Source organism: Mycobacterium pinniadriaticum, assembly GCF_026242045.1.
Classification (GTDB): domain Bacteria; phylum Actinomycetota; class Actinomycetes; order Mycobacteriales; family Mycobacteriaceae; genus Mycobacterium; species Mycobacterium pinniadriaticum.
This window is the reverse complement of sequence record NZ_JAPJDO010000006.1, coordinates 200,715-214,437: the sequence shown is the minus strand read 5'-3', so window position 1 is coordinate 214,437 and position 13,723 is coordinate 200,715. Positions and strand designations below refer to the sequence as shown.

The window sequence follows — 13,723 nt, the reverse complement described above, 5'->3', positions numbered from 1 at the left end:
ATGGATCTAGGACTCAAGGACAAAGTGGCACTGGTTCTGGGCGCCACCCAGGGCATGGGCCGCGCCACCGCGATGCGCCTCGCGGCCGAAGGAACCCATCTCGTGCTGTGTTCGCGCGGCCACGACACCGGTGACGGCGACTACGACTACACGGCGAAGCCAGAGCTCGAGGCGGTGGCCGGCGACGCACGGACCGCCGGTGCGGCGTCGGCGTTGGCTGTACCGGCAGATCTCACCGAGAATGGGCAGGCGGAGAAGCTCATTTCCACCGTGGAATCCGAGCACGGCCGACTGGATGTGCTCGTGAACACGGTGGGTCTGTGCGAACTCGGCCAGTCCGTGACGGAGTCCGACGAAGTGTGGGATCGGTCGTATCAATCAGTCCTGATGACATCGGTGCGCGCATGCCGCGCGGGGGTGCCGCTGATGCTGAGGTCCGGGCGCGGCGCCATCGTGACCACATCAGCGATGTCGATCCGGCACTTCATTCCACGTCTTGCCCACTACTCCGCCCAGAAGGCGGCGCTCGCCCACTTCACGAAAAACCTTGCCCGCGAATACGGCCCCATGGGCATCCGAGCCAACGCCGTGCTTCCCGGCATGATCGTCAACGAGCAGATCGCCGAGAAGCGGCGGCAGTGGATGGCTGAGACCGGGGGCTCGGAAGACGAGTACTTCGCCGAAGCCAATGCCCGCTGGCATCAGGCAACGTGGGGTACGCGACTTGGCGTTCCCGACGATATCGCGAGTGCCATCACCTTCCTGGTGTCCGAACGTGCGAGCTACGTGAACGGGGTGCTGTTCAACGTCGACGGCGGCTCGGAATACCTGTGACGACCGACGTAGGTGACAGTTCCCCTCGTGCCATCCACTTCAACCACCGCACCGTCGTGCAGATCGAGTGTTGCGGAGCTGGTCCCCACGACGCAGGGCACGCCGAATTCGCGTGCGACGATCGCGGCGTGCGAGTGCAAACCGCCGACATCGGTCACCACTGCGGCAACACAACCGAAGAGCGGTGTCCAACCCACGTCGGTGACATGGACGACCAGCACGGCACCGGCTTCGATGTCGTCGACCTCATCAGTGGAATGCACGACGCGCACAGGTCCGCGGGCAATGCCCGGTGAGGCACCGATTCCGGCCAGTACACCGTCGACTGAACCCGAATCATCCATGGTGTTCAACGGTTCCCAGTTCAGCGTGAACATCGGTGGCAATTGGAGCGCCGATAGTCGACCGCGTTCGGCTCGTCGGTCGGCGACGCGATGGGCGAACAGCTCGGGGACGGCGATCTCTTCGGGGGTCAGGTAGAACACGTCGCCGACCTCGCCGAAGACACCGGCATCGACCTGTCTGCGCCCGATTTCGCGGAGCGCCAAGCGCAGCAGATGTGTGCTTCGCATCGCGACGTCCTTCGATCGCTCTCGTCGACGTACCGCACCGTTGAGGAGGCCTACCGCCCGACGCGCCACACCGGAAAGCTCGGGCGGGAGGCTGTTGGGACGCGTCGGCACGTCAAGGGCCTTTCGGACCACGTGAATCAGCTGTTCGGGCCGGTCGCTGTACATCGAATTGGCCAGCTCGGTCTCCCCCGGCCCCCGGTGGCCGGCGTCGACGATCAGCTTGCGGAACGCCGCATCGAAGATCGGGGCGACGTCGTCAAGCCGCTTGATCAGGTCTTCGGCAGGCTCGGTACGGAGTATCAGTTCGACGTGTGGCCGGGCTCGGGCAAGACCCACGAGGTGTCGAACACCTGCCAAGAGCGCTGCACTCGCGAGACCGTCCGGACCACCGCGCATCGAAGCGAGGCCGATGTCCGGGGCCACCTTCCTGACCAATGCCTGTGCCGCGGACGCGACGAGATTCGTCGTGGTGCTGTACGCCCAGGCATCCAGGGTTGTTTCCCGCGCCGCGTCGATCAACGTCATGAGAGCGTTGGCATCGAGCTCTCGAAGTTCACGATGGGACAGGCGCATCGCCTGAACCCGGTCGGCGATCTCCGCGATACGACCCCTGGTACCCGCCATCCGCATCACCGCATTTGGTACGCCCAGCGCCGATCTGATCGCGGTGAACGCGGAACCTCGGTTGACCTTCTCACCCGGGACGTGCGGAATACCCAAGATGTGCTCATCGACCTCACGGGCGTTTGTCCCGGGCATGGCGGCAGCCATCGCGTGAACCACCGAAAGGTTGGTGTAGAGCCGATGACCAACAGATGCGATGCTCAGAGTACGTTGTGCTGCCGCCACTTCGGGGTCACGCATGTCCAGAACCTCTACCTGGATCGCGCCTGCCAGGCGCAGTGCGTCACGTCCCACCACGAGCGACATGGGCGTGAGCGTCCCACCGAACGCTTCGCCGACGTTGGCGGTGGTCAGCGTCGGATAGCGATCGTCGATGTAATCGTCGAATTCGCCGCGCAACCCCGGCGGTGCAGGATCGACGCAGTGGTCGTCGTTCGGGCGGTGATCGCGCGTCCACCTGTGGTTGGGCATCGGCGTGCGCCAGGGAACCTGAATCTGCGCGGTGCCGAGGTAGGTGACCGCTCGAACCCCGGCGCGTGCGTCCGCGAGCGCCGACCGCGAATCATGCACAGGCGTATAGCCCCACTCGTCGAGCAGACGCGTCGTATCGAGGGTGGGCATGTACCGGAAGCCGTCCAGGTCTGCCGGGCTGAGCTCGAGCAGATCGGCGCGCCATGCCGCGTCGGCGCCGGACCGCAACGCACCGAACGGGAGCCGGATCAGCGGTTTGCCCAGGATGTCGGCGATTTCGTCGATGGTGATCCCGGTGTCACGGGGGCCTACATTCACGATGCCGGTGTGATTCCCCAATACCGCCTGCGCATGGAATCTGCCGACGTCGTCAGTGTGCAGGAACTGCCACGGCCGCATCGCGCCGGTCGGTGCCACGAGCAGTGGATGCGCGAGGAATCGAAACTCGTAGTTATCCATGTCGCGCCCGGCGACGACGCATGTACGTGTGATGACGGCCGGTACACCGGACCGGTGGATGAGTTCTTCGCATATCGCCTTGTGCCTGGCGTACAACACATCGGGGTGCGGACGGAGCGGATGATCTTCCGCAATGGCCTCCGGATTGTCCGGCCACGGCCCGTAAGCCAGCGCCGAGGACGTGAAGACCAGGTGGCTGGTTCCGGTGGAGTCCATGGCTTGCAGCACGTTTCGCATCCCGCCTATGTTGATATCCTCGACGCCTTTCGACGATCTCAGCGGTGCCAGCAGAAACGCCAGGTGAATGACGCTGTCACAACCCCGCATGGCGCGCTCGACTGCGTCGGCGTCCCGGATGTCGCCAGTGATCGCGGATACCCCGGGGATGTCGACCGCACGCCGGGCCAAGGCAACCACATCCGCCCCCCGACGTACGAGGTCGCGGCAGATCACCCGCCCGAATACGCCACTCGCGCCCGTCACAAGGACGCGCATCAGCGCACTCGCTCCGGAAACACTTCCTGCCACGCCCAGTGCCGCTTCAGCACTCGGGTCTCACCCACCCGGCGGATCACCCCGGTATGGCCCGACCAGCCGGGGCGGGCCGCCGAGAAGTCCACCATCTTGCCGTTTAGGTCGGTGACGAACTCCCAGGGTTGCCCGTCGCCCACATCGAAGGTGATTCGATCAACGAATTCGTCATCCCGCCAGGTGATCTCGGCATTCACCGAAGCGGAGTTGACCAGCACCGAATCTGCCGAGGACACCGCGACAAAGCGAAAGCGATCCGCTCCGATACTCATGTGCCCCCACTCGATGGAGCCGTCCTCATACTCGTTGGCGAACACGTTCCACCCGCCCTGCAACCGCATCCAGATCGCGCTGTTGTTCCAGCCGACACCATTCGGCAGATAGCTGTGGTCGACGGCGAAGAACCCGGTAACCCGCTTGCCGAGCATCGTGCCTTCGGCAAGATAGGGCGTCGATGTGTAGAAGCACGCACCGACCGCGCCGGGTTCGCCGCCCTCCCCGGCTTTGGTACGCCACGGGACAAAGACCTGAAATCCCGGCGCCGCCAACGTTCCACCGATGTCGAGCAGGCACTCCCCGGCGCCCTGCTCGCGCCAGGTGAAGTCGCCGTCACCCAGTCGAACTTGGAAGTTCGCTCCGCGAGAAGATCCGCCGACGAAGCTCTCCCGCCCCTCGAACAGTTCACGCTCGACCTTGCATCCCCTGGCGCCCTGAATGCTTGATGGATGGACCCGCAGACCCGTCCCATCGGCCGCCATTATCGAGATGTCGCGGGTGGTGTAGGTGATCGCCTTGCGAATGAAGGCGTATTCCGCACCGTCATCGGTGTGCATGACGCCGTAGAAGTACGTCCCCTCCAGCGGCAAGCCGAAGTACGACTGGTGCAGCAGATGCTGGTCGGCTTCCGGGAGGAAGAAGCCGACCAGCGCCTGGTGCTCGAAGTCCCCACGGCGCGGGAAGTTTCCGGCCATCGTCGACGTCCTCTCGAGCAATTATATGCATCCTTTGCAGTTAATTGGCCTGAACCCTACTCCGTCAATACCGTTGCGGCAAGGATCGATCGGCGCTAGGTACGCCTTCCTTCGAGAAGGAAATCGACGAGGCGCTCCGCTTCACCCCGCGCGCGCTGCAGGCGCTCCGGAAAGGCCATGTGAGTGTAGAGACCCTCGATCATCGCGGCGCCGGTAAGGCTGCGGAGAAATTCGGTCGACGCGACATCGGACCGCCACTCTCCACGAGCGACACCCCGTTCGAGTACCTCTGCGGCGCTGCGTAATCGAACGGTGTTGATCTTCTCCCACTCGGCTCGTAGGTCTTCGTCGTCTCGGCTGTCGAGCACGATCCGAAACGTTGCCAAACCCTGCACGCTCGAGAAGCCCTCCAGCAACTGCTGAGCCACCGAGACCAATTGATCGTGCGCACTGCCCTCATCGGGAACGTCCAGATTCGCATCGAACGACCGGACCGCCGCGAGTAGCAGCGCTTCCTTCGTCGGCCAGCGGGAATACACTGCCGGGCGGCTGCAGCCAGCGGTCTTGGCGACGAGGTCCACGGTGAATCCGGCCTTCCCCTGGACCGAGTAGACCTGCAATGCCGCACTCAGTACCCGGGCATCCATGCTCACGTCTCGTGGCCGGCCCGGACCGGCCGCTGCGCTGCGCCGCGCGCTCATCCAGGAATTGTTTCACGATGGGCCCCGACCGCACGGCAACAGCCCTGGCGTTGCACTGATGAAGCGCAGGCTCAATCGCTTTGGCGCGCCCACCGGGGCAGGGTGAAGCCTCGATCGAACTGCCACAGATCCTTGACTCCGTCGCGCCTGATCGGGTCGGCAAGGGTCCGCGCCATGTCCGCCAACCAATGGACAGGATCTGGCATCTCGGACGTCCACGACCGGATCCTGCGAGAGTACAGCTGGCAGTCGGCCTCGATGGTGAACCCGTAGCCACCGAGTGCTTGATGCACCGTGCTCGCCGTCTGACGAGATGCGGTGCGCGCCTTGGCCGCGGCCATCACCGCCGCCCAAAGCGGTAGGTTGCCATCGCAATCGGCCAGATAGGCAGCGTGCCTCGTCAACAGGTCGGCAGCTTGCACCGCCGTCGCGGCCTCCGCCAGAGGATGGGCCACTCCCTGGAAACTGCCCACCGGAACTCCGAACTGTTTCCGCTCGGAGACATACTCGACTCCGTACCGGATCAGCATCTGAGCCGCACCCACCAGCCGGGCCGCTTCCAGGAGGAACCCCCACGCGCGAAGTAGCTCGGCATCGCCGCTCACTTCCCGAACGTGCGCAGCAACAGTGTCGACCAGCACCAGCGGCTCGCCCGCCGCACTGATCCGGACCGAACCCGACGTGGCGACGATGCCGACCCCCGCACCCGCGGCAACGGCGATGCGCGGGACTCCCGCGGGCACGGTCGAACGGTCCAGCCCGTTGGCGACATCGCTCTCGCCGAGCGCGATGCGACACGGCGTCACGGACACGAACGGCACCGGTGCCAGGTGGGCACCGATGCACATCGCGGCGCGCGTGACGAGAAGGGGATCCGTGGGCAGCTCCCAGAGCCCGAACTCCGCTACCGCCTGCCGCAACCGATCGAGTCCCTCGCCGGGCTCGGCCGAACGTCGGTCGTCCAGCGAGCGGAGCACATCCGGCGCGGAGTACTTGGCCAAGACGGCATCGAGCGCATCGGCGAGTTCCTCGGCCTCCGCCGGCCACCGTTCATCGAACACGATTACCCCGACCCATCCGTCAACGACAATTCGACAACCAGGTTATAGTATTCGTCGTGTCTGATGGAACACCAGCGACGCCGACGGCTGGGCTGGAATCCCTCGGCATCGACCTGTCGGAAGGCGATGCCGCGTTCGCCGCGGAATGGTCGGCATGGCTCGACGAGCACCTGCCGGCCGTTCACCGGAAGTACGCCGAAGCCTCGGCCGCGGCCGAGAAGCACGTCCTGGCCAGACAATGGCAAGCCGAGATGGCCGAGGGGCGCTGGGCGGCGATCACCTGGCCACCCGAGTTCGGCGGTCGGTCGGCGACGGCCCGGCAGCAGTTGCTGTTCTACCTGACCTCCGCCGAGCGTCGCGTCCCGCCGCTCGCCGGCCGCATCGGCCTCAATCTCTGCGGCCCGACTTTGATCGCCCACGGCACTCCCGAACAACAGCGACGCTTTCTGCCTCCGATGCTCGATGGCCGTGAGGTCTGGTGTCAAGGTTTCTCGGAGCCCTCCGCCGGTTCCGACCTCGCCTCTTTGCGCACAAAGGGGGTCATCGACGGCGACGGTCTCGTCATCACCGGACAGAAGATCTGGACGTCGGGCGCCCAGGTCGCCGACTGGATGTTCGCGCTGGTGCGTACGGATCCCCAAGCTCCGAAGCGGCACGGCATCAGCTTTGTCCTGGTGCCGATCGACGCCGACGGTGTCGATGTCCGACCCATCAGGCAGATCTCCGGCGATGCCGAATTCAACGAGGTCTTCCTCGACGAAGTTCGGGTACCGCTGACCAACGTCGTCGGGCGACTCAACCACGGGTGGGACGTCACCCGGACCACGCTGGCCAACGAGCGGGCGATCCTTTTCATGGGGCAGCAGATGGCGTTGACGGCGACGCTGAGCAAGGCCGTCGCCATGGCTAAGACCCTGAACCGCAACGGTGATCGCGCCGCAGATGATCCACACCTGCGCGATCAGGTCGCACAACTGTGGATCGACGTCGAGCTGGTGCGCCTCAACGGGATGCGCAACCTCGCGAAGGTGCTCTCCGGGAAGGAGCCGGGCCCCGAGGGCGCGATGTCAAAGCTGTTCGGACAGCACGTCGAACAGCACCTGCACGAGCTCGCACTCGATCTCGGCGGCGAGTTCGGCATTCTCGACCGCGGCGCCGACGACGCCCCGAACAAGGGCAAGTGGGCGCTGGGCTGGCTGCGGACCCGCGCCTCAACGATCGGCGGAGGTACATCGGAGATACAACGCAACGTGCTGGCCGAGCGCATCCTCGGACAGCCTCGAGACCCGTGGGCCGACACGTAGATGAAATTCGACTTCACCGAGGAACACGAGGCGCTACGCGCACTCCTCGCCGATCTCCGCGGCGACGCGACGATGGGCCGCGTGGTTTACGACTCGGACGACGTCATCGACCGCCGACTGTGGGAATCGCTGCGCGACCTTGGATTACTGGGGGTCGGCGTGCCGGAGGCCTACGAGGGCGGCGGCGCAGGACCGGTCGAGCAGGTGGTTATCGCCGAGGAATTGGGCCGTACCGTCGCCGCCGTACCCTTCACCGAGCACAGTGCCGCCGCTGCAGTCGTCGCGCAGTTTGGTTCTGACGACCAGCGCAGACAACTGCTGGTCCCGCTGGCAAGGGGTGAAGCCGTGGGCGGCATCGTGCTCGCCGGTTCCGGCAGTGTCACCACCCGGCGGGACGGCTCGCAATGGCGTCTCGACGGCACAGTCCCCTTGGTGCCCAACGCTGCCGCGGCTACTCTGCTCGCCGTCGCTGCCCGCGTCGATAACGAGACACGGTGGTTCGTCACCACGGCCGCTACCATCACCGCGCTGCCGACGGTAGACCGGTCGAGACCGGCCGCCACCGTCGAGTTCACCGGGGCGGAGGCAAAGTTGTTGGCCGACAGTCGGTCGAGCACCCGGCCACGCGACCTGTTGTGGACGTTGGCCGCCGCGGAGGCGGCCGGAGCCGCATCGTCCGCGCTGGACCGGACGGCACGCTACGCGACCGAGCGACATCAATTCGGCGTACCTATTGGCACCTTCCAAGCGGTCAAGCACCTACTGGCGGACATGCTGGTGGCCGTAGAGAATTCCCGATCCGCGGTGTACGGCGCGGCTTGGGCGTTGGCCGAGGATGGACAAACCGAACGTTCGGCGGCACTGGCGCAGGCTGTCGCCACTCAGAATGCGATCTCGGTGGTGAGTGACGCCGTCCAGTTGCACGGCGGTATCGGAGTGACCTGGGAGTGCGATCTGCACCTGTTCCTGCGCCGATCGAAAGCCCTCGAAGCCACGTACGGCTCACCCGCGCGGCATCGCGCGAGCATCGCGACCGCGTTGCTCGGTGGTTGACGCGGACGGCGCTGACTCGTGGCTGCCGCGTCGTTGAGTTCCCGTGTCAGATAGCGCCGCAGGATCGTCCCGGCTCGCCCACCGCCGGCCCGTTCGAGGCGAAGTGTTGGCGGATCCGCACCGAGCTACTCGGCGACCGTCTCCAGCACGCCGTCGGCTAGCAGCGCGTCGATCTCTGAACCCGACATTCCGAGGACGTCATGACATATGTCGCGGGTATCGGCGCCCATCAGTGGAGCCGGCCGCAGTTCCGGTGCGGCGATGTTGTCGAAGACGGCCGGTCCCATGTCGACATCCAGCTGCTCGTCGAACCCGGGTTGGTCGAGTAGCCCGAGCTGCCCCCTTTCCTTCAGCTGCGGGTTGTTCAAGAGGTCTGCCACGTGGGCGGCGGCACCAGCCGGCACCCCGACAGCCTGCAGGCGACTCTGAACCTCCCACGGGCTCAGCCCGGCAGTCCACTGCGCCACCACGGCGTCGATCTCAGCTCGATGATGGACCCGGCCCGCCGCAGTGGCGAACCTGGCGTCATCGGCCAGATCGGCGCGGCCGAGAACGTTGGCAAGTGCGATCCACTCATCATCACCATTGATATCGATCGCGCAATACGCGTCCTCCCCCTCGCACGCGAAGACGTCGGACGGAGCGTCGAATTCACCCACATTGCCGCGCGCGACAAGGGTCCCGGGCTGCAACGACTCGCGTAGGTAGCCGGTCGCGAGCTGGCTGAACACCGTCTCCATCTGGGCGAGCTCGATCTTGCAGCCCTTGCCGGTCCTCTGTCGACCGATGAGGGCCGCCATCACGGCCGCGACGCCCACCCTCGCCGCGGAATGATCGGGGTAGACGGTCATGTCGTCACCGAAGGCCTCCGGCGAGTCGGGGTGACGCCACAGTTCGGTCAGGCCGACCGTCGCTCGGACCAGAGGGCCGTAACCCATCTGGTTGCTCCACGGGCCGGTACTGCCCAGCGCGCTGCTCTCCAAACAGACGATGCGTGGGTTCACGGCCCGCAAGGATTCATAGCCCAGACCGAGGGACCCGAGGGTACCCGGCTTGAAATTGCTCAGGACCACATCGGACTTGGCGACCAGTTTCTTGAAAAGGTCCTTGCCCGAGTCGCTTCGGAGATTGACCCCCAGACTTCTCTTGCCCCGGTTGCCCAGCGCCGCGGTGTAGCTGCAACTAGTCGGCTGGTCGAACTGACGCAGTCCGTCGAGAAACGACCGATTCTCGACCTTGATGACCTCGGCACCCTGATCCGCAAGGAGCCGACCGGTTTCCGCGCCCACCACGATGACACCCAGGTCCAGCACCCTGAGTCCGGAGAGCGGACGACGGCGGTCGACTGTGGCCGCCTCGCGGACGCCTCCCTCACCATCCCGGGACTCCGCACGGACCTCCACGGTATGTTCGCCCAAACCGGGCGCCCGGCGCCGGAAGCCGGCCCGGCGCCCGCCGATCTGCACGTAGCCGTTGGCGATATCGGCGGTCAGACCCGGTGCCACCTCGGTGTGCAGGAACGCATTCCGCACTCGTACGTGATCAGAGTCAAGGACTTCCCGCGCCGTGTGCAGCGACGCTACCGCGATCCCCAATTCGGTACCCCGCCTCACGATCTCGGCACGCGTCTGATCCTTGAACATATCGGCGAGCGCCGCTTGTATCTTGTCCCAGTGCATGAGGCGGCTGAACATCTGCTCGAGCGCGGGGTCGGCGAGTTCTGAAGGCTCACCGAGCCAGCCGAACAGTGCTCGCCATTGTTTCGCCGAGGCAATGAACATCCGAACGTGGCCGTCGGAGCACGCGATGATGGGGTACAACATCCGCCGGTCGGGACGCTCGTGTGGCGCGTTGATCTGTGGTTGCCCCATCGTGGCTGAGCCGCCGACTCCGAAGCCCGGGTCGAGCCCCTGCAGCACGAGATCGAGAATGGCGCAGTCGACATAGTCGCCCACACCGGTCCTCATGGCGTTGTAATACGCGAGAAGCACGGCGAACGCCGCATGCACCGCGGCCGTCTCAGACGCGATCCCACCCGGCGGTAACAGCGGCTCACGGCCTGGCGCACCCGATCGGGTCAGCATGGCCGACATGGCGGTGAATACCGGCTCGCTAGCCTTCCAGTCCCGCTGGGGCCCGCGCTGACCGAAATTGGTCAGCGATGCGACGACCAGCCGGGTGTTGCGCGCGAGCATCTGTCGTGGGCCGGCATCGTAGCGTTCCAGGACTCCGGGGGCATGCGACTCCAGCACGATGTCGGAGCCTTCGACCAGCTTCAGGAGTTCTTCGCGCCCTTGGCCTTCCGTCACGTCGATCACGACTCCACGCTTGTTGCAGTGCGCCGTCGCGAATCTCAACCCGTGACCGTCGTACATCGGTTCCTGCCGGCGGGAAGCGACTCCCTGAGGTGGTTCGACGAGGATGACATCGGCACCCAGCTGCGCCAGGAAGCGTCCCGTCCCCCCGGCCACCCCGTCCGTCATATCAATGACACGAACCCCGCTCAGTGGTGATTCGTCGTGTGACACCGTCGTCTCTCCTCGTGTTCGGTGATCAGCCGGCTCCGCCGGCTCAGTCGCTGGCGGGTAGGGGTTTGGCCTCTTTGAGAGTCATTGCGGCATCGCCGATCGTGAGCGAACCAATGCCCGCACGCGTGACGAGAACCTCAGCACCGCCGGGCGCGACGTATCGCTTCCCCATCTGCGTACCGGAAGACCGCGCCGGATCGAGCGCAGCGCGACCGTCGGGGGCGCTGCCGACCGGAATCATCGGTGCCCCGCCCGCGCAGAGTTCATCGAGGGCTTCCGTCGACTTCACGACGATCACCTGTGTCTGGCACACCTGGCTCTCGAGGCGCGCACCAGATTTCAGCATTAGCGAGGTTCCTTCCGCCGATGGACACCGGCGCCGCCCGACGATCGGTGGCTTTATCGCAGACTAATTACTCTAACCAGGTTACCTTTTTATGTAAACATCCCACGGCTACGGTGGACTGAGCCATGTCTGCGTGGGGGTGATGAAGAACTTGAAAGGCCCCCGAGAGCAGAACGTGCTGGTGTCCGCCATGGTTGCGCACCGCGTGCCGTTGTACTCGATATAGCTTCGGACCGGCAGTTCACGTTGACCGCGCCCAGATGGGAACTGCACGCCGAGCAGCCAGTCGTAGCGGGTCACGATGTTTCCGTTCACCCAGCCGATATTGGTTGTGCCCGGCGGTGCACCTCGGATGTCGCCAGTGCACCCGAAGCTGCCGCGATCCCAGATGCCACAGTTGAGCCCGAGTGGCGTCGTGAACCACACGCCGCCCGCACTGGCGGTGAAATAGTCGTCGTACTTGACCCGTTCGTACAGCCTCAGGACAAGGTTGTCGTCCGGATAAGGGCTGGGCACGCGGGGTGGATCGGCGTGCCCCACCGGCGGCAGCGTCACCCCGACGCACAAAGCGATTGTCGTGGCGGCCAAGAGACGGCGGCGCGGTAGGCGTCCGTGCTGCCCGCTCACGGCAGGTTCCCCGGTGAGGATTCGTTCTCGGAGCGATGGGGCACGCTGCCATAGCAGGTGGCGTTGCCGACATCCAAGATGCTCTCGCAAAGCAACTCGTCACCGCGATAGATGCGGACCGTCACGAACTTCCCGAGAAGTACGCGCCCGACGGTCGCCGCTGTGCGGAAGTTCGGCCGCCAGTCCGCGCGCACCTCGGCCCCGTCATCAGTGGGGCTCGTCGGATCGGCCACCGGCACCGTAATGCTCCAGGGCAGTTGAACATTTTGCAGCAGATGCTTTCCCGACGTGTCCCGGTATTCGACTCCGGCCAGACCTGGTACGGAATCGGAGAAGATCTGATAGGTCACCAGATCCTGAGCATGCGCCGGCGACGGCATGGACACACCCGCGATGGCGACCAGTACCGGAACGACCAGCGGCGCGATTCGCTTCATCGAGCTCCTTTCGTCGCCTATCCGGCCAACACCAGGGCCGTCAAGATCCAGCCATCCGAATTACTTTGCGACACATCGACTCCGAAGTCCGTATAGGTGCAATCGGGTATCGCGGCATAGCCCTGCAGCAGCAACGCCTTGATCGAGTCGGCTTCGTTCTTCGCGGCGCCGTGGATGATCACCGCTTTGCTTCCCTGGTAGCCCAGATCCTTCAATCGCGGCATGGGGTCCGTCTCGGGTTCGGCCCGCGCGGCGTAGTCCAGCCACAGGTCGTTGGATCGGTTGATTCCCGCGGCGGCCTCCCGAACAAGCGGGTTCGCCTTCAATGGCGGGCATGATGCCGGGCGCGCAGCGATCACCGCCGAACTCAGCAGATCGCCGGAGTCCGCTGACGCCCCCGGCGCACAGCACGTGCCAGCGGCCGCCAGGGCGAGCGTCGCAGCCACCACACCGCGCCTGCGGTACCGTTCGGAACCACCCGGTCGAGTACGCAGGGCCGGTCTCCGCATCACAGCTTCCTCCTATTCGCAGACGTGTGATCGGTGGATGTCGCTGCCCCATCTCTTGGCTTTCTGGACCGACGGTCCCGTGAACCAGTCCGGCTGATGAGCCAAGATGCCGTTGTTCACGTTGAACAACTGCTCCCAGAGCTTGTAGAAAGCCTCACCTTCGTAGATCGCAAAGTAATTGTCGCCGAAGGAATTCGGCGCTTGGGTCAGCGCCTGGACACGAGGGGTGAGAAAGTCCAACGCCTGACCGATGTTACCGGTGACTATGTCGACCTGTTGCCCGACGTCGTCCCGGCCATAGTCGTAATCCTTACCATCGGGACCGATCCGGTTGAACTGCAGCCGATCGATCTGCGCGCGCAGCGTCGCGTACTGAGCGTTGTACCACTGGCACATCTCGCGCATCGCAGTGATATCGGCGTCGGTCACCCTGTTCCTGGTCTGATCGTAGGGGAACGGGAACTTGGGCTGCCAATTCGACGCGACCGGAACGACCACCGGCAACGGGCGGATGAGGTCGCTGTCGGAAGGAGGGTTGGGCGGCGACGGTGGATCACCCGGCACCGCGGATATCAGCGGCGCGCCGGAAACGGCCATCGTCACAGCGACGATGACACCGAACACGATCCACGCCAGACGACGCGGGAAACCCTGCGCTCCTGTGGTCTTCGTCATTCGCACCATTCCTGGGGTTC

Annotated in this window: 13 protein-coding genes; 3 read left to right on the top strand and 10 right to left on the bottom strand. The window is 65.0% G+C overall.

The window, feature by feature from the left end:
* On the top strand, positions 1-834 hold the full coding sequence (locus ORI27_RS09950) for an SDR family NAD(P)-dependent oxidoreductase (protein ID WP_265996587.1): 834 nt from the start codon (positions 1-3) through the stop codon (positions 832-834).
* On the opposite strand, the gene ORI27_RS09945 is transcribed toward ORI27_RS09950, so the two are convergent.
* From ORI27_RS09945 to ORI27_RS09930, 4 genes are all read right to left on the bottom strand, one after another.
* On the bottom strand, positions 783-3,455 hold the full coding sequence (locus tag ORI27_RS09945) for an NAD-dependent epimerase/dehydratase family protein (RefSeq protein WP_265996586.1): 2,673 nt from the start codon (positions 3,453-3,455) through the stop codon (positions 783-785). The genes ORI27_RS09950 and ORI27_RS09945 overlap by 52 nt on opposite strands.
* Positions 3,455-4,462, bottom strand: a complete 1,008-nt coding sequence (locus tag ORI27_RS09940; RefSeq protein WP_265996585.1) for a hypothetical protein — start codon at positions 4,460-4,462, stop codon at positions 3,455-3,457. The genes ORI27_RS09945 and ORI27_RS09940 overlap by 1 nt, the downstream gene beginning before the upstream one ends.
* Before the next feature lie 95 nt (positions 4,463-4,557).
* A complete protein-coding gene (locus ORI27_RS09935) occupies positions 4,558-5,163 on the bottom strand; it encodes a TetR/AcrR family transcriptional regulator (RefSeq protein WP_265996584.1) in 606 nt (201 codons plus the stop codon).
* 71 nt (positions 5,164-5,234) lie between these two features.
* Positions 5,235-6,224, bottom strand: a complete 990-nt coding sequence (locus ORI27_RS09930) for an acyl-CoA dehydrogenase family protein (RefSeq protein WP_265996583.1) — start codon at positions 6,222-6,224, stop codon at positions 5,235-5,237.
* Positions 6,225-6,280: 56 nt separating this feature from the next.
* On the opposite strand from ORI27_RS09930, the gene ORI27_RS09925 reads away from it, so the two are divergent.
* Both ORI27_RS09925 and ORI27_RS09920 read left to right on the top strand, forming a co-directional pair.
* Positions 6,281-7,528, top strand: coding sequence for an acyl-CoA dehydrogenase family protein (locus ORI27_RS09925; protein ID WP_265996582.1), 1,248 nt, complete (start codon positions 6,281-6,283; stop codon positions 7,526-7,528).
* The gene (locus tag ORI27_RS09920; protein WP_265996581.1) at positions 7,529-8,581 is read left to right on the top strand and encodes an acyl-CoA dehydrogenase family protein; all 1,053 of its coding nucleotides are present in this window, start codon (positions 7,529-7,531) and stop codon (positions 8,579-8,581) included. It begins immediately after the preceding gene.
* Positions 8,582-8,706: 125 nt separating this feature from the next.
* On the opposite strand, the gene ORI27_RS09915 is transcribed toward ORI27_RS09920, so the two are convergent.
* The 6 genes from ORI27_RS09915 to ORI27_RS09890 form a co-directional block, all read right to left on the bottom strand.
* Complete coding sequence (locus tag ORI27_RS09915; RefSeq protein ID WP_265996580.1) at positions 8,707-11,109, bottom strand: CaiB/BaiF CoA transferase family protein; 2,403 nt, start codon at positions 11,107-11,109, stop codon at positions 8,707-8,709.
* Positions 11,110-11,152: 43 nt separating this feature from the next.
* On the bottom strand, positions 11,153-11,455 hold the full coding sequence (locus tag ORI27_RS09910) for a hypothetical protein (RefSeq protein WP_265996579.1): 303 nt from the start codon (positions 11,453-11,455) through the stop codon (positions 11,153-11,155).
* Between the two features lie 108 nt (positions 11,456-11,563).
* Complete coding sequence (locus ORI27_RS09905) at positions 11,564-12,082, bottom strand: hypothetical protein (RefSeq protein WP_265996578.1); 519 nt, start codon at positions 12,080-12,082, stop codon at positions 11,564-11,566.
* Positions 12,079-12,519 (bottom strand): hypothetical protein, encoded by a 441-nt coding sequence (locus ORI27_RS09900; RefSeq protein WP_265996577.1) that lies wholly within the window; start codon positions 12,517-12,519, stop codon positions 12,079-12,081. Before ORI27_RS09900 ends, ORI27_RS09905 begins: the two co-directional genes overlap by 4 nt.
* Positions 12,520-12,536: 17 nt before the next feature.
* On the bottom strand, positions 12,537-13,028 hold the full coding sequence (locus ORI27_RS09895; RefSeq protein WP_265996576.1) for a hypothetical protein: 492 nt from the start codon (positions 13,026-13,028) through the stop codon (positions 12,537-12,539).
* Between the two features lie 12 nt (positions 13,029-13,040).
* Complete coding sequence (locus tag ORI27_RS09890; protein WP_407666272.1) at positions 13,041-13,625, bottom strand: hypothetical protein; 585 nt, start codon at positions 13,623-13,625, stop codon at positions 13,041-13,043.
* Positions 13,626-13,723 lie beyond the last annotated feature (98 nt).